At 37.3% G+C, this 15,304-nt stretch carries 18 protein-coding genes; 5 read left to right on the top strand and 13 right to left on the bottom strand.

Annotated features, from left to right (window positions below; genetic code table 11):
- Positions 1–13: 13 nt before the first annotated feature.
- From P0092_RS02120 to ku, 6 genes are all read right to left on the bottom strand, one after another.
- Positions 14–277: a zinc-ribbon domain containing protein gene (locus P0092_RS02120; RefSeq protein WP_004619965.1), complete on the bottom strand. Its 264-nt coding sequence runs from the start codon at positions 275–277 to the stop codon at positions 14–16.
- 139 nt (positions 278–416) lie between these two features.
- Positions 417–1,346: a nucleotidyltransferase family protein gene (locus tag P0092_RS02115; RefSeq protein WP_004619962.1), complete on the bottom strand. Its 930-nt coding sequence runs from the start codon at positions 1,344–1,346 to the stop codon at positions 417–419.
- A 29-nt stretch (positions 1,347–1,375) separates the two neighbouring features.
- On the bottom strand, positions 1,376–2,389 hold the full coding sequence (galE, locus tag P0092_RS02110) for a UDP-glucose 4-epimerase GalE (RefSeq protein WP_004619958.1): 1,014 nt from the start codon (positions 2,387–2,389) through the stop codon (positions 1,376–1,378).
- A 117-nt stretch (positions 2,390–2,506) separates the two neighbouring features.
- Complete coding sequence (ligD, locus tag P0092_RS02105) at positions 2,507–3,418, bottom strand: non-homologous end-joining DNA ligase (protein WP_004619952.1); 912 nt, start codon at positions 3,416–3,418, stop codon at positions 2,507–2,509.
- Positions 3,418–4,392: an ATP-dependent DNA ligase gene (locus P0092_RS02100; RefSeq protein WP_004619951.1), complete on the bottom strand. Its 975-nt coding sequence runs from the start codon at positions 4,390–4,392 to the stop codon at positions 3,418–3,420. The genes ligD and P0092_RS02100 overlap by 1 nt, the downstream gene beginning before the upstream one ends.
- Positions 4,389–5,321, bottom strand: coding sequence for a non-homologous end joining protein Ku (gene ku / locus P0092_RS02095; protein ID WP_004619950.1), 933 nt, complete (start codon positions 5,319–5,321; stop codon positions 4,389–4,391). Before ku ends, P0092_RS02100 begins: the two co-directional genes overlap by 4 nt.
- A 113-nt stretch (positions 5,322–5,434) precedes the next feature.
- Between ku and P0092_RS02090 the strand changes: the two genes are divergently transcribed.
- Positions 5,435–5,650, top strand: a complete 216-nt coding sequence (locus P0092_RS02090; protein WP_004619948.1) for an FmdB family zinc ribbon protein — start codon at positions 5,435–5,437, stop codon at positions 5,648–5,650.
- 111 nt (positions 5,651–5,761) lie between these two features.
- Here the strand turns inward: P0092_RS02090 and P0092_RS02085 are convergent, their stop codons facing one another.
- From P0092_RS02085 to P0092_RS02075, 3 genes are all read right to left on the bottom strand, one after another.
- Positions 5,762–6,499, bottom strand: coding sequence for a GerMN domain-containing protein (locus P0092_RS02085; protein WP_004619946.1), 738 nt, complete (start codon positions 6,497–6,499; stop codon positions 5,762–5,764).
- 150 nt (positions 6,500–6,649) lie between these two features.
- Positions 6,650–8,056 carry a sensor histidine kinase gene (locus P0092_RS02080; protein ID WP_004619944.1) on the bottom strand — a complete coding sequence of 469 codons (1,407 nt, stop codon included), beginning with the start codon at positions 8,054–8,056 and terminating at the stop codon, positions 6,650–6,652.
- A gap of 150 nt (positions 8,057–8,206) precedes the next feature.
- Positions 8,207–9,082, bottom strand: coding sequence for an NAD(P)/FAD-dependent oxidoreductase (locus P0092_RS02075; RefSeq protein WP_004619942.1), 876 nt, complete (start codon positions 9,080–9,082; stop codon positions 8,207–8,209).
- Positions 9,083–9,254: 172 nt separating this feature from the next.
- Between P0092_RS02075 and P0092_RS02070 the strand changes: the two genes are divergently transcribed.
- The 4 genes from P0092_RS02070 to P0092_RS02055 all read left to right on the top strand — a co-directional run bounded on the left by P0092_RS02070 (position 9,255) and on the right by P0092_RS02055 (position 10,804).
- Positions 9,255–9,461, top strand: coding sequence for a hypothetical protein (locus P0092_RS02070; protein WP_004619939.1), 207 nt, complete (start codon positions 9,255–9,257; stop codon positions 9,459–9,461).
- A gap of 155 nt (positions 9,462–9,616) precedes the next feature.
- A complete protein-coding gene (locus P0092_RS02065; protein WP_004619937.1) occupies positions 9,617–9,931 on the top strand; it encodes a hypothetical protein in 315 nt (104 codons plus the stop codon).
- A 36-nt stretch (positions 9,932–9,967) separates the two neighbouring features.
- The gene (locus P0092_RS02060; protein ID WP_004619936.1) at positions 9,968–10,369 is read left to right on the top strand and encodes a hypothetical protein; all 402 of its coding nucleotides are present in this window, start codon (positions 9,968–9,970) and stop codon (positions 10,367–10,369) included.
- A 51-nt stretch (positions 10,370–10,420) separates the two neighbouring features.
- Complete coding sequence (locus P0092_RS02055; RefSeq protein ID WP_004619934.1) at positions 10,421–10,804, top strand: hypothetical protein; 384 nt, start codon at positions 10,421–10,423, stop codon at positions 10,802–10,804.
- Here the strand turns inward: P0092_RS02055 and P0092_RS02050 are convergent.
- The 4 genes from P0092_RS02050 to uvsE all read right to left on the bottom strand — a co-directional run bounded on the left by P0092_RS02050 (position 10,801) and on the right by uvsE (position 15,293).
- Positions 10,801–11,688 (bottom strand): hypothetical protein, encoded by an 888-nt coding sequence (locus P0092_RS02050; RefSeq protein WP_004619932.1) that lies wholly within the window; start codon positions 11,686–11,688, stop codon positions 10,801–10,803. The two genes, P0092_RS02055 and P0092_RS02050, sit on opposite strands and share 4 nt — an antisense overlap.
- Before the next feature lie 76 nt (positions 11,689–11,764).
- The gene (locus tag P0092_RS02045; protein WP_004619929.1) at positions 11,765–13,921 is read right to left on the bottom strand and encodes a Tex family protein; all 2,157 of its coding nucleotides are present in this window, start codon (positions 13,919–13,921) and stop codon (positions 11,765–11,767) included.
- A gap of 160 nt (positions 13,922–14,081) precedes the next feature.
- On the bottom strand, positions 14,082–14,210 hold the full coding sequence (locus P0092_RS02040) for a hypothetical protein (protein WP_004619926.1): 129 nt from the start codon (positions 14,208–14,210) through the stop codon (positions 14,082–14,084).
- Between the two features lie 120 nt (positions 14,211–14,330).
- A complete protein-coding gene (gene uvsE, locus P0092_RS02035; RefSeq protein WP_004619922.1) occupies positions 14,331–15,293 on the bottom strand; it encodes a UV DNA damage repair endonuclease UvsE in 963 nt (320 codons plus the stop codon).
- Positions 15,294–15,304 lie beyond the last annotated feature (11 nt).

Raw genomic sequence — 15,304 nt, 5'->3', positions numbered from 1 at the left:
TATTAAGTATGTACTATTTTTTATTAGCAAAACATTTGCTACATAATACAGGCTTATCTAAATGAGGTTTGAACGGAACCTTTGTGGTTTGCCCACATTCTGCACAAACAGCCTCAAATAATTCTCTTTTTGACGAGTGATCACGCTTACTTCTACAAGCTTTACATCTGGTGGGTTCATTTTGAAAACCCTTTTCAGCATAGAACTCCTGTTCACCCGCAGAAAAAATAAATTCATTTTCACATTCTTTGCAAACCAAGGTTTTGTCAGTGTACATTTTATCTCCCTCACTTCACAGGTATTTGTTTTACATTATATTACATATGGCCCTATTTTTCAATATTTAATTTTCCATACATATACAATTGATACAATAGTTACCTAAAAATTGACTGAAGCAGTAAGTTAAGTACAGTTTATTTTATATTATCCCAAAGGCGGTTAGGATATTTATGCTCCGCTACCATATCGCTTATAGATTTCTTTACAACAGGCTTATCCTCTTGGTATGTAACACCGTACCATTTATCCGCAGTTGAGAGTACCTTGACATCTGCTTTGCCTTCTTTGATAAGATTATCCACAACAGTAGGCAGAAAATACTCCGCTTTCAAAAGATTATCCTTGTTCATTCTCAGGAATTCGGGAAAACGCTCCTCAAGCTCCTGTAAAATGCTTGGATTAAAGCCCCATGTATTCATTGACACAATACTCTTTTCGGGTATTTTAATCCAGTTTGTATCGTCCTCAGTGTATTTAGTCTCATTTCCGAATTTCACTATCTTTGTTCTTTCATGAATATCAATGAGATTTCCCTGACTGTCTGCATTGCAAACGCCTCTTGCAACATGGCCGTTTTCGGTAAGTGTGTTCTCTATAACGAAGCCCACCATACAATACTTGTATTTGTTATCTGCATCCTGATTTTTTGTCAGAAATCCATTTAAGAGCCTGTATGTCTCAGCCCCATAAAAATCATCTGCATTTATAACTGCAAAAGGAGTCTTAACTGCATTTTTTGCACTCAGCACCGCATGTCCCGTTCCCCAGGGTTTCACTCTTCCTTCGGGAACGCTGAAGCCTTGAGGCAGATTGTCTACTTTTTGATAAACATACTCCACATCTATAATTCCCTCTATTTTCTTACCTATAACCTCCCGAAAGGTGTCCTCTATTTCCTTTTTAATTATGAATACAACCTTGTTGAAGCCGGCTCTGATGGCATCATAAATAGAGTATTCCATTATTATTTCGCCATTAGGCCCTACAGGGTCAATCTGTTTTAAACCGCCATATCTGCTTCCCATACCTGCTGCCATTATTACTAAAGCTGTGTTGTTTTCCATGTCACTATAATCTCCTTGCCCAATTGTAATTATTTATACCCCTCTGGATTCTGCGATTGCCATCTCCATGAATCTACACACATTTCCGGGAGTCCCTTTTCAGCTGTCCAGTCAAGTTCATTCTTTGCCCTGTCCGGCTTTGCGTAGCAAGCTGCTATATCCCCAGGCCTTCTGTCTGCAATTTTATAGGGAATTTCTTTTCCGCAAGCTTCCGAAAATGCCTTAATTACCTGTAAAACACTATATCCGTTACCTGTTCCAAGGTTATATTCCCTTACTCCTACGTGTTCACGGGATAGCTTTTCCAACGCCTTTATATGGCCTTTAGCAAGGTCTACAACATGTATGTAATCCCTAACCCCTGTACCGTCAACGGTATTGTAATCATCTCCGAAAACCTTTACTTCCTTTAGCTTTCCAACTGCTACCTGTGTAATATAAGGTACCAGATTATTTGGAATTCCATTGGGGTCTTCTCCTATTGTACCGCTTTCATGAGCTCCGATTGGGTTAAAATATCTGAGCAGAGCGATATTCCATGACGCATCTGCCACATATAAATCCTTTAATATTTCTTCTATCATGAGTTTTGTTCTGCCATATGGATTTGTAACAGACAGCTGAAATTCCTCAGCAATAGGAACACTGGCAGGATCTCCGTATACGGTAGCTGATGAGCTGAAAACCAGATTCTTGACTTGGTATTTTTCCATTAATTCGCACAAAATCAAGGTGCCCGTTATGTTGTTGTGATAATACTTCAACGGGATTGAAACAGATTCGCCTACTGCCTTTAGTCCTGCAAAGTGAATTACGGAATCCGGTTTATTTTCTATAAATACCTGTTCTAATGCTGCTTTGTCCAAAATATCAACTTTATAGAATTTTACATTTTTGCCTGTAATTTTTTCTACTCTTTCTATTGCTGTTTCCTTACTGTTACAAAGGTTATCGGCTACGATAACTTCAAAGCCCGCCTCAAGCAGTTCAACACATGTATGGGTACCGATATATCCGGCCCCTCCGGTTACTAATACTTTCATGTGACTCCCCCCATATATTTTATTTACGTTGTCATTTTTCCCTACAACGATGATACTCTTTTAATTTAACCATAACCATATTTTATACAATATTTATTAATATAACAACATTTTACTTCACCTGACAGTTTTAATCTGCTTTAGTATTTCGTGCAGCTGCGGTGAATTGTCGCATTTCAGGCTTGGTTCGAAGATATCCCCTTTTTGCTCCAGTCTGTTTACCATATTTTTGAGAGTAAACATTTCCGGCCGTATACTATTGAGCTCATCCCATTGTATTGGAGCCGACACAGCGGCACTTTTCACTGCCCTTGCAGAATAAGCTGTTATCATGCTTTTTCCCAGCCACATCTGCTGCCAGTCAAAATAAATCTTGCCATCCCTTTTCTTCTTCATTCTTTCTATAGTCACTGTGTTTTTAAGCTTTTCAGCAAAATACTGTGCAAAAAATTCATTGAGGCTCCGGGCGGTGTCATAGTTGAACTTTGCTGCAGTAGGAACAAATATCTGCAATCCCGTTGCACCGGAGGTCTTTATAAAACCCTTTATACCCAGAGCTTCCAAGGTTTCATGTATTCTGTCCGCAAGCTCTGCAACATCTTCAAAATGAAGGTCATCGTCCGGGTCCAAGTCAAACACAAGACTGGAGGGATAGTTCGGCCTTTCATGTACGTTAAAGCTGGTATGAAGCTCCAGTGCCGCCTGGGTGCAAAGCCATACAAGTGTGGCGGCAGAATTTAAGGCAATATAGTTCTTTTTATTGAACTCCACTGTTTCCACCCACTCCGGTGTTCCCTGAGGCTTTTCCTTCTGAAAAAAGCTTTTGTCGTTGATACCATGAGGATAACGTATTGATGTGAGCATTCTGTTTTTTGAATATTTTATTAAAAAGGGAGCAAGCTTTGTCATGGTTTTCACAAACTCAAGCTTAGTAATCCCGGCTTCCGGCCAAAATAGCTTGTCGGGATTTTTTATATCAATAACTTTGTTTTCAATTTCTACTTTTATAATATCTGTAACAGCAGCCATTAATCAGTCAACACCTTTCCGTCCGCTTCTTCCACAGGAAATACTGCAAACCCCTCGATTTTAGGATGTCTCAAATGTCCGTCATTTGTCAGTTCCAGAAAACTAATCCAGCAAGTAAGAGCAGGATACAGCCATGAAAACCTTTCACCCGTCCTGTCCAATTGTATAATTTCATCAGTTGTAAAGGGACATTCCTCCTGTTCAAGCTGCCCGCTATACTCTTTTATAAGCATTAAATCAGATTGTTTAAGTCCAATAGATGCTTTACCCACATATACAAGCTTTTCGCTGTCTCTTGGTTTTATTCCCAGAACTAACGAGTTAGGCTGCGAAGACTTCCACTGTATTGCTCCTACTACACAAAGCATTTTTTTAATAAACTTCGTCTTAAACCATCCCTCGTGTTTTTTTCCGCCTATATACAGACTGTCTGTCTTTTTTGAAACAATACCTTCCATGTTGCGTTTTTTCATTTTTTCAAACAGTTCTTTACCGTCTTGGTACATCTTCGCCAAAAATATTTTAGTATCATCGCCTGTTAACGAACTTAGATTTTTTTCAAGCAACTGTTTTCTTTCAATTAAGGGCATATTCACAAGGATATTGTCCTCATACTGTAATATATCAAATACCATATAACAAACAGGGTATGAACTTGTGTAGTATTGCAATTTACTGCTATTACGGACACGTTCTCTTATGAGGCTTTTATAAAATGAGGGGACTCCGTCCTCATCCAGAACAACAAATTCACCATCTAATATTGCATTTTTGCCTCCAAGACCTTTTTTAAAAACATCCAGTTCGGGATAGAAGCCTGTCCTCTCTTTGCCTTTCTTTGTGTAGATTTTAACGTTTCCGTCCTGTATATAAACCAGTCCTCTTATACCATCCCATTTTATTTCATGGATGTAGCCGGAACCCTCCTTTACCTGAGGACAAATTACCGGCTCCATTGGTATAATCCAGTTCATGATTCAACCTTCTCTCTGGCCTTCCTCGTTCTTTTCTTTGGTTTTTCCTCAGGCGTACTGTCACCGGTTTCTACCTCTACCGGGTCCTTCTTGCGGTTTTTAACCTCCTTAGCACTTTTATCAGCTTTATCAGCGTCCTTATCTTTTTCATTTTTATTAGTCCCCTTTGACATTTGTATACTTTGTTTCAATGCCTCCATAAGGCTTACCACATTTTCCTTTTCAACTTCTTTTCTTGCTACTACCTGCTTTCCTTCAACCTTGGCATTAATTAGCTCAACCAGCTTTTCTCTATAGGTATCCACATATTTCAACGGGTCAAAATCCGTAGTCAGATTATCTATAAGCTGTGTTGCCATGTCCAGTTCTGCCTGAGTTGTCTTGGCGTTTTCAGGTATGCCCGGTACCTGTGACGAATCCTTTACTTCATCAGGATAGAATATTGTTTCAAGCATCAGAACATTTTTGTATACTCTTATAACAGCAAGTGATTCTCTGTCTCTTATAGTTATTTTGGCAACAGCAATTTTTTCTTTCTGTCCCAAGGCCTCTCTCAGAAGTGTATAGGCTTTTCCTCCTGTCTCCTGAGGCGCAAGAAAATATGTCTTGTCAAAATACACAGGGTCAACTTCTTCCAATTTTACAAAGTCCAATATTTCAACTGCTTTTTCACTTTTTACCTGCAGAGATTCAAAATCTTCGCCGCTCATTATAACGTATTTACCGGGCTCATATTCAAAACCACGGACAATATCATCCGGCTGAACCTCCTTATTACAGATGGGACACACCTTTTTGTACTTTACCGGACTATGACATTCCTTATGAATATATTTAAACCGGATATCCTTGTCTTCTGTTGCCGTAAACATTTTTACAGGAATATTAACCAAACCGAAACTGATAGAGCCCTTCCAAACTGTATGCATAATTGGTCCTCCATTATTAATATTTATTGTCCGTATTTAAGTTTTTATTTATTCAACTATTTATCCACGTTTTTTTAGATGATATAATACAAAATAACAAAGGAGGTAGCTTTATGCCATTTTATGATCTTAAATGCAGTAAGTGCGGCAACGAATTCAACGTAATGGCTAAAATGTCCCAACGTGAAAACAAAGAAATTAAATGCCCTGACTGCGGAAACAATGAACTTGAAACCATATTTAAGAATGTAAATATTATTCAATCCAGAAAAGATTCCGGAGGAGACTGTCCAAACAGACATGTGTGCGGCGGGTGTTGCAATCACTGATTTTTACCTGTGGGGATGTTTGATTTATTACTGTAAAAAACAAGGTATCTTAAAGGAGCTGTTACTATCCTAAAAGATACCTTGCTGTATATAACAGATGGCCAACCGGAATTATTCCAGAATATCATCATCCAAATCAGCATTTGTTTTAGTGTCCGAACTTGACTTTTTTGTCTCATTTTCTTTTGTGGGTTGAGCTGTTTTGTCCCCGGTATTATCCTTGTCTTCTGTTATTGTTTTTATTGTGCTGTCTTTTCCGGGCTCGCTGCTTATAAGATGGGTGTCTCTTGAATAAGCTATGTCTATTTGATAGCTGCCCTTGAATTCTTTAGTTACTTTTCCGTTTATTCTGAACTGTACCGAAGTTATATCCTTTATTTCTGTTAACGTGTTTACGATAGAATAGAGCGATAGCTGCTCATTCTTTTTGCCACCCGGGTGCTTTTCAATAAAGTCCTTTGATAGGTCTACAGTTGCTACACCGTCCTTTATTTTAACATTTGTAGTTACTTTAGTCTCTTTAGGAATAGAAGCTTTTAAGAGACTGCCTTTTGCAGGGCCGCTTATAAGTTCCTTTAAAACAGCTGTCGCCATGTGTTCATTACCCTTACCGGCATCCGTATTTTGAATGTATCTTGTTTCTGCAGCAAGTTTTGTACCCTGTTCATTGATAAAGTATAACTGAACCGGAGTTTTATCCTTTAAGCCATCAGCCTCATCCTGACCCATTGTAAGACTGCTGACCGGAGTCAATTCATCACTGTCAGCATCCTTACTTTTAGCCCCACAGCCTACAAGCATAGTTAAAATAATTCCAAATACCATAAATAGACATAATAGTTTTCGCATTTTTTCATGCACCTCACATTAAAATGTTAAAAGTTGTATTTATGAATATTCATCCCTTACACACTTATTTTTATGCCCAAGCATGCCGAAGTATTCTAAACTTGTCAATATTTTTTAATGGGAAATACACATTAGAGAAATACGCATTAATTATGAATGATAATTTTTAGACTGAGGTAATGATTTACTATAGACATGTACAACCTTATTAACGGGAAATACCAAGCACATTTCAGTCCCCTGATTTTCCTTGCTCTTTATCTGAAGACTTCCGTTGTGTGATTTCATAACTTTAAAGCAATAGCTTAATCCCAATCCATAATTATTTTTTCCTTTTTTTGTGGAGAAAAATGGTGTCATAACCTTATTTATACAATCCTTTGGTATACCTATTCCATTGTCAGAAACTTTTATACACAATTTTTTGTTGTTTAAAAACTCTGTATTTACTTTAATAACACCCTCAGCATGGATAGCTTCAATAGCATTTATAATGAGATTCTTCAAAACTTCTGATACGTGAACGGGATCAATAAGCACTGTAATATCAATTTTACTGTCATTAATAATCCGTATATCCTTTTCGCAGATAGAAGGTGCAACCTGATTTATTACTTTTGATATAATATCACTTAAAAGGCAAGGCTTAAAATTCATCTTATATAGCTTAATTTCATTAAGCTTTCTTGTAAACTCCAAAAGATTTTTGCAGGAATCCTTTATAATAGATAATTTATTGGCCATTCCCGGACTTGTTTTTTCCACGCACATTATAGTTTCTACACATAAACTGATAGTGGAAACTTCATTTTTTATTGCATGGGAAACAATACTCATTCCACCTATAGCAGAATCTATATTGTTATCAATATTAATTCTTTCTATCTTGAAATGTATCCCCAATACTCCGTATTTTATACAGAAGACAAAAAACAAAATAAATTCAACAGCTATTACCCATACATTAATCTGCCAGACCTTCGTGTACCCCATGGCCACCAATATATAGCTTGTCCAGAGAACGCACATTGTAGCCGGAATTACAAATAAAGCTGTGAGAACTCTCTGTGTTTTTGTGTAGTCATCCCTTTCCTTAATTATACTTATTATGAGAATTCCACACCCAAGAAGTGTATAGACACAAACCCAACAAGATAATACCCTATAGTTAGGATTAAACTCGGGAGTGATAGGATAAAGGAAAAGCATGAGAATACTTGGAAGAGACAAAGCAGCTACAATTTCCAGTTTAGCTTTTGATTTTATTTGAATATCAAGAAAGTTTGTAAACAGAAGAACGAAAATCAAAAATAGGTATGTAGCAAAGTAATGCTGAAAAATGTCCGCCGTACCTTTAAGTATACGGCTGGCCATAATTAGCTCTTCATTACCATAACCTTGTAAAAATGGAATAAAATTTTGTTCTATGACCGCCGCCAACCCGCCAAAACCATTAAATAAAAGGCAAAGACTTGCACACCACGCCCAGTATTCTTTAGGGTTGGCATAAATAATCAGAATAGAAATAATCCACAATAAAATGAATATGACAAACATACTATATCTCCTATTCAAGTAATACTATTTTACTTTTAAGGCGTGGTCATATTTTATCACTAATTGTAAATTTTTTCAATATGTACTAAAACAAGGTAAACGCAATGTGCAAAGCATTATTAATAAAACATAGGTATTTCGACCGTTTTTCTAGGAATTATTTCTTATATATTCAATAATTTTTCTCCCGGCCATGGCACCCTGTCCAACCGCAGTTGCTATTTGTTTGAAACCTCCTGTACAGTCTCCTGCCGCAAAAAGGCCATTTAGGTTTGTGCCTTGATTTTCATTAACCACTATTGAATTATTTTTTGTTATTACCCCGAGCTTTCTGGCGAAATCAACACTCGATGCTGATTCAAAAGCTACAAATAGACCGTCAAGCTTTTCAACCGAACCATCTTCAAAGGTTATACCCTCAATGACTTCATTTCCTGCTACGCTTTTTATCTTCTTATTATTGATTGAAAATCTTGACGCATGAAATTTATATTTTTCAGTAAGCTCAAGTTCATTGCCGTTTGTATAAATGGTTATATTTTTTGTTAAAGGCTCCAATTCCATAGCCTCATGCATTGCGTAATCCTTAAAGCCCACAAGGCCCACCTTCAGCCCTCTATAGAAAAAGCCGTCACATGTGGTGCAATAACTTACCCCTCTGCCTTCAAATTCTTCCAGACCATTTATATTTACTTTTTTTGTTTGTTGTCCCGTAGCCATAAGTACTGCCTTGGCAGAATAGTTTTCATCGGCTGTATATACTTCAAAATACTCAGCTTTTTCTAACGCTATTACTTCACTATGAACAAACTTTACCCCAAGGCGTCTGGCCTGTTGCTCTCCCTGTTCCAGAAGATATTTCCCCGACACCGGCTCAGCAAAGCCGTAATAATTTTCCACTCTATCTGTTTTGTGCAGTGCGCTGTTATCCAAACCTATAACTAAAGTTCTCAGCCCCGCACGTACTGTATAAAGTGCGGCAGAAATCCCCGCAGGCCCCTTGCCTATTATAATTACATCAACCATACTTTTTCCTCCAAGAGACAGCTTTTTTATATGATTCAATATACCAAAATACTATACCCTTTTTAAATATTTATAAACAATTTTTTAAAAAATTATTTATTACATGTGTAACACCTTTTAAAGCAAATTCATAATATGCAGTATCTTAAATCTTTTATTTGGAGGTAAAATCATGGGATGTTTTGGTGGTTCTTCTAATGGTTTTGACTGGTGGTGGATAATAATATTATTAATAATTATCTGCTGCTGCTGTGGTGGTAATGGTGGATTCTTCGGAGGTTCTAATTTCTTTAATGATGATTGCGATTGGTTGGTATGCCTGGCTGTTATCCTGCTTATATTCTACCTTTGCAATAACGGAGATGGCTGCTGCGATTAATTTTGTCAAAGCTATTAAGAGTAATTTTGAATAGAAGCTTGGGTTACATATCCAAGCTTCTATTTCAGATTATGGGTTATTATCCAACATATTAGTCCAACCATATAGCATACACTGTAATGATACTGTTAAAACAGGTTATAGGAGGTATTTTTATGGGAGATTCTTTAAGTAAGAAAATTCAGGAAATGATGCAAGACAAATTAGTCCAATCTAAAGTAAATAAAGCTATAGATATGCTAAAAAAAGACAGCCCCAAGGATCTTGAAAAAAAACTTTCATCTTTTGACAAGGATGAGCTAATGGAAAAAATAAACGAATTTGACGAAGAAAAACTCAAAAATGTAAAAATTGATAAAGAAGAGATAAAAAAGAAAGTTACCCAGAAGGATTTAGATAAGCTTCAAAAAATACTTGGCAAAGACAGCGATGCAATAATGAAGAAGGTTAATGATTTTCTAAATTCCTAGTTTTGTACATATAATCAATTGCTTGGAGGTATTTTGATGAGTGACGACATGGGAGATAAGATAAAACAGATAGCCGAAATGCTTGGGCAGGACTCAAATAGCGGTATCCCTGACAACGTTAAAGGGCTTTTAAATATGTTCATGTCACAAAACAGTTCAAAGGATGAAACCTCATCAGATGACACCTCTTCAGAAAAGGAAAACCCATCTGAAGATTCTTCAAGAGCTGATACAGACGACCTAGCTGATATGGCCAGAAAAATGAAGAAGGCTATGAATTTGCTTAACACGAACAACGATCCAAGAGTTAATCTGCTCAACGCAATAAAACCCTACCTCAATGATAACAGGCAAAAAAAACTTCAGAATTGTATGAAAATTATTAAAATTGGCAGTTTAACCAAGATGTTGGATGAATCGGAGGGACGTTCTGTTTAAGCAAAACAATATACTCTCTGATCATACCCAAAGGTTTTAGGAGTGGATAGTATGGTTTACAGAAAGCGTCCCCCACAATCCCGCAGATATAATAAAAATCACTCTGCTGCAAACAGCGAGCAGGAGCAAATTGATACAAATGTACCCGTAGCAGAAGAACAGCCGGTGGATATTCAGACCGAAGAAACACCGTCTTCCGCTCCCCCAGTCAGCCGTGAAGCAAAAGCCCCCAAGTCTTTGGGGTTTCTTTCATCGCTCCTTGGAACCGGAGATAAGGCGGAACGTTCCGGAAGTCCGCTGTTTACGGTTTTTGATTACGAAATATATTTGGATGACCTGCTGCTTGTGGGCCTTATTGTATTGATATATACAGATAAAGCAGAAGATGAACTTCTGCTTATTATTCTCCTGTATCTGTTATTGGATATATTCTAACGGACTGCATTTTTGTGCTTGTAAGCATCGCTGCAACTTTTAAATGATGAAAAAATAAAGCTAATTAATACTGCAAATACTATTGTTTTAAATACAATATTTACCACAATCAGTATAGTATTTACAGTCCCTGATACCACCTGTGTATTCGCCAATGTAAAATTAGCAATTATGTATAGAATATCGAACAAAACCAATATAATGTCAAAGGCTACAAACTTGGACAGTAAAGGCCAGAAGTTTCTGTCTGATATTTTCTTTGCCAGTTTAAAATGATTTTTATCATGAATCATAGCCGACGGGTACCAAAATACTATATACTGTCTGAAAAAAGTATAGCTGAAAAACAGCACTACCACAGTTACGAGTGAAAGAAAAATCCCCGCTAACGGGTTCATTGTTCCGTTTATGGAATTATCCACTACAATTGCCGCAGGAATAACCGCTATCAAAGCATATATTATAAAAATAACAAATGCACATATAGTCCATAAATTAAGTGAAATCATTCTTAAAAAGTATTTCTTTACTCCCTGAACAAATTCGCTACCTTCCTTTTTCTCTTTTCCTTCAACCGCATTATAAAGAATATTGAAACATCCGGAGAATACTAACCCAAGAATCAAAGACACTGCAATGACTGCAATAACAAGTGCCAAAATAATTTTTACTGCTGTCTCGGGTACTGAAATGGTATTTATAACAAATTGAATTATATTTACATAGTCATCAAAGGGACTTCCCGTTTTAAACATTGTGAGTCCATAAAAAAGAGTCATAAAAAAATATTCAAAAACACAAACCACAGTACTGAGAAGTGCCGTAAGCAACAACACTGATGGTCTTTTGGCAATCAAATGTACCGCTCTATTAACTATCCCCATATCAATTCTTCTTTCCATCTTTTATTTATAAAAAACTTATTTTAATAATATCACAATAACCCATAAATAAATAGTTTTAGTTTATTTCTCTCATAGTCAGTGATATCCTCTTTCTTTCAACATCTACCTCAATAACCTTGACTTTTACAATATCCCCTACAGCAACTACATCCATGGGGTTTTTTACAAATTTGTCAGCCAGTTGAGATATATGGACAAGTCCGTCCTGATGAACACCTATATCCACAAAAGCTCCGAAATCAGCAACGTTTCTTACAGTACCCGTCAGTATCATTCCTGCTTTCAAGTCCTCCATGTTAAGTACATCAGAGTGGAGCATAGGCTTTGGAAGTTCGTCCCTGGGGTCTCTTCCCGGCTTCAGCAATTCATTTATAATATCCTTTAAGGTTGGTATCCCGATACCCAACTTTTCTGCAACCTGTGACATTCCTGTCTGGACAACCTTGGTGTCAAGGCCTGCCAGTTTTTTATCTTTTACATCCTCCAAAGAGTAACCCATATTCTCCAGAAGAAGCTTTGCTGCCTTATATGATTCAGGGTGAACAGATGTATTGTCAAGGATATTTCCGCCGTCAGTTATTCTCAAAAACCCTGCACACTGCTCAAAAGTTTTATTTCCCAACTTCTTCACCTTCTTTAGTTCATTTCTTGCCTTAAATTTACCGTTTTCCTCTCTGTACTCAACAACATTCTTTGCAATTGCACTGCTTATTCCTGAAACATATGAAAGCAAAGGTGCAGAGGCAGTATTCAAATCAACACCTACATTATTTACGCAATCTTCAACCACTCCCCCAAGAGATTCATCAAGCCTCTTTTGGTTCATGTCATGCTGGTACTGTCCTACTCCGATAGCTTTTGGGTCTATCTTTACCAGTTCCGCCAAAGGGTCTTGAAGCCTTCTGGCTATTGACACAGCACTTCTTAGGGCAACATCAAAATCAGGAAATTCCTCAGCCCCCAGCTTTGAAGCAGAATATACCGATGCACCTGCCTCGCTGACCACCATATAGTAAACCTTTCTTTCTATTTCCTTCAGCAGTTCAGCTACAAATATCTCAGATTCCTTGGAGGCTGTACCGTTACCTATTGAAATAATGTCAACTTTGTACTTTTCGATAAGCTGCTTTACTTTCTTTTTAGCTTCTTCTACTTTGTTTTGAGGCGGAGTCGGATAAATAACCGTAGTTTCCAGTACTTTGCCTGTTTCGTCCACTACCGCCAGCTTGCAGCCTGTCCTGTACGCCGGGTCAAGCCCAAGTACCACCCTGTCCTTGACAGGAGGCTGCAGCAGCAGATTTCTCAGATTTTCAGAAAATACTTTTATTGCCTGATCCTCTGACAGCTCCGTAAGCTGATTGCGTATGTCCCTCTCCAAAGACGGAAAAATCAGTCTTTTAAAAGAATCCTCCACAGCTGATTCTACATATCCGGCCATTTCTTGGTTTGTTTTTTTAATAGTATGTGCTTTCAAATAATTCAGACACAAATCCTCTTTGACATCAATCCGTACATTAAGAAAATCTTCCTTTTCACCTCTGTTCAAGGCAAGTACACGGTGTCTTGCTATTTTGGAAACAGGCTCCTTGAAATCATAGTACATTCTGTATACTGAATCTTCCTCCTTTTTACCGGAAGACACAACAAGACCGTCTTTAAATATTATTTCTCTTAAAGTTTTTCTGAATACAGCATTATCAGAAATTTCTTCAGCTATTATATCCAATGCTCCTGCAATTGCTTCATCTGCACTGTTTACACCTTTTTCCCCATCAATATATTTTGTGGCAATCTCACTTACCGGGGTTTTAGAAGGAAGCTGTGAATATATAATAGTCGCTAGGGGTTCTAGACCTTTTTCTCTGGCAACGGATGCCCGTGTTTTCCTTTTGACCTTGTAAGGTCTGTAAATATCTTCTATCTCCTGCAACGTAACGGCTTTATCTAAGGATTTTGCTAATTCTTCGGTAAGTTTACCCTGCTCCTCTATAAGCCTTCTTACACCCTCCCGGCGTTCCTCCAGATTTCTTAAATACACTAATCGTTCGTATAGTTCTCTTAAAACCTGATCATTGAGCTCTCCGGTAACTTCCTTTCTATAACGTGCTATAAATGGAATTGTATTTCCCTCATCTATTAGCTTAACAGTATTTTGTACCTGAAAAGGCTTCAAGTTGAATTCCCCGGTTAACTGTCCAACTATATCTGTCATATATCTTGCCTCCGCTATTATGCTAAATTATAGGTAATTTTATCCTGTTTAATAACAATTATAGATATTATATATTAATTTTTCCCGTAAGAAAAGGAAACATCCCTTAACAAAATAAGAACCGACATTTTTGCCGATTCTTATTTTTGCAGTTTCTCGATTACTTATTTTCTTTATTGCAGTCACATGACTGCTGACTTGCTTCTCTATTATCTTTGTTTTCTCCAAGCTGGTCGTTTTCAAGTGTAAGCTTTTGATTGTCACTGCTTTTTGGTTTACCTTTATCCATATACAGCACCCCTTTTTAAGTTATTTCACCATTAATATTAATGACTGTTCTACAAGTCATCAGCATTATTTTATACAAACAACATAAAAATTATAAACCAACTTTTTGCAGTACCATTTGCTACATCTGAAATGTCGCTTTGTCCAGCCTGTTTATTTCATCAAGCTCAAAAAGCTCTGCGGAAAGCCTTTGTAATGCCCTGTCCTTCATTTTTGCTTCCAGCATTATATCAATATCCCTGTCTGTTTTTTTTGCTGTATGAAGGAAATCCATAAAATCAGTCAAGTCAACATAATCAGCATGGCTTCTGAATTCTTTTTCGCTTTTGGGACTGGAATAATGGACTTTGGGCGGGTCAGGCTCCAAGCTCCAGGTATTGAAAATTCTGTCCAGTAAGTCTCCCAATTCCTCTCCATAATTAACGCATCTGTGATGATGCACATCTAAGACCATGGGAATTTTCAAATCTTCACAAATTCCCAGAACATCGGCTGCCGTAAAACATTTATCGTCATTTTCAAGAATTATTCTTTTCGATATTCTATCGGGTAGCTTCAAGAAATTTTCCTTGAACCTGTCAATGGACTTTTCTTTGTCCCCGTACAGTCCTCCCACATGTAAAACCAGTTTGTATCTATAGTCATTTAAGCCCATAGCCTCTAAAAGCTTTACATGATAATCCAAATCACGAATGGAGGATTCCAGAATTTCGGGCTTAATTGGGTTGAGTATTGTAAAATGATCAGGGTGTGCACTTATCCTGAAATTATTTATTCGTATATATTCCCCAAGACGTTCAAATTCATCATGAAAGTCGGACACATAATCCCAGTCCTTCAAATCACCGTGAGTAGCTAACGGAATTAATTTTGAGGTCAAGCGGTACACCTTTATATTTAATGCAAGACTGTTTTTAAGAATTCTCAAGGTATTGTTAATATTACATTTTGCCATCCTATCCAATCTTGCATGTTTTGCGGCCTCATCCTTGAGCTTACTGTATACGGCATACGTTACCGTTCCTGACGGTGAACAGTCTTCAAGGTCTAGTGTCATTGCTACAAATCCCAGTCTGAATATCATTTGTTTCTCCA

The organism is Ruminiclostridium papyrosolvens DSM 2782 (assembly GCF_029318685.1).
GTDB classification, from domain to species: Bacteria; Bacillota; Clostridia; order Acetivibrionales; family DSM-1351; genus Ruminiclostridium; species Ruminiclostridium papyrosolvens.
The sequence above is the reverse complement of the archived record's forward strand: the minus strand, read 5'-3'. Positions and strand labels throughout refer to the sequence as shown.

Excerpts from the sequence above, each read along its gene's own strand:
- P0092_RS02120 (WP_004619965.1), bottom strand. The coding sequence starts at position 277 with ATGTACACTGACAAAACCTTGGTTTGCAAAGAATGTGAAAATGAATTT.
- P0092_RS02115 (WP_004619962.1), bottom strand. The coding sequence starts at position 1,346 with ATGGAAAACAACACAGCTTTAGTAATAATGGCAGCAGGTATGGGAAGC.
- galE (WP_004619958.1), bottom strand. The coding sequence starts at position 2,389 with ATGAAAGTATTAGTAACCGGAGGGGCCGGATATATCGGTACCCATACA.
- ligD (WP_004619952.1), bottom strand. The coding sequence starts at position 3,418 with ATGGCTGCTGTTACAGATATTATAAAAGTAGAAATTGAAAACAAAGTT.
- P0092_RS02100 (WP_004619951.1), bottom strand. The coding sequence starts at position 4,392 with ATGAACTGGATTATACCAATGGAGCCGGTAATTTGTCCTCAGGTAAAG.
- ku (WP_004619950.1), bottom strand. The coding sequence starts at position 5,321 with ATGCATACAGTTTGGAAGGGCTCTATCAGTTTCGGTTTGGTTAATATT.
- P0092_RS02090 (WP_004619948.1), top strand. The coding sequence starts at position 5,435 with ATGCCATTTTATGATCTTAAATGCAGTAAGTGCGGCAACGAATTCAAC.
- P0092_RS02085 (WP_004619946.1), bottom strand. The coding sequence starts at position 6,499 with ATGCGAAAACTATTATGTCTATTTATGGTATTTGGAATTATTTTAACT.
- P0092_RS02080 (WP_004619944.1), bottom strand. The coding sequence starts at position 8,056 with ATGTTTGTCATATTCATTTTATTGTGGATTATTTCTATTCTGATTATT.
- P0092_RS02075 (WP_004619942.1), bottom strand. The coding sequence starts at position 9,082 with ATGGTTGATGTAATTATAATAGGCAAGGGGCCTGCGGGGATTTCTGCC.
- P0092_RS02070 (WP_004619939.1), top strand. The coding sequence starts at position 9,255 with ATGGGATGTTTTGGTGGTTCTTCTAATGGTTTTGACTGGTGGTGGATA.
- P0092_RS02065 (WP_004619937.1), top strand. The coding sequence starts at position 9,617 with ATGGGAGATTCTTTAAGTAAGAAAATTCAGGAAATGATGCAAGACAAA.
- P0092_RS02060 (WP_004619936.1), top strand. The coding sequence starts at position 9,968 with ATGAGTGACGACATGGGAGATAAGATAAAACAGATAGCCGAAATGCTT.
- P0092_RS02055 (WP_004619934.1), top strand. The coding sequence starts at position 10,421 with ATGGTTTACAGAAAGCGTCCCCCACAATCCCGCAGATATAATAAAAAT.
- P0092_RS02050 (WP_004619932.1), bottom strand. The coding sequence starts at position 11,688 with ATGGGGATAGTTAATAGAGCGGTACATTTGATTGCCAAAAGACCATCA.
- P0092_RS02045 (WP_004619929.1), bottom strand. The coding sequence starts at position 13,921 with ATGACAGATATAGTTGGACAGTTAACCGGGGAATTCAACTTGAAGCCT.
- P0092_RS02040 (WP_004619926.1), bottom strand. The coding sequence starts at position 14,210 with ATGGATAAAGGTAAACCAAAAAGCAGTGACAATCAAAAGCTTACACTT.
- uvsE (WP_004619922.1), bottom strand. The coding sequence starts at position 15,293 with ATGATATTCAGACTGGGATTTGTAGCAATGACACTAGACCTTGAAGAC.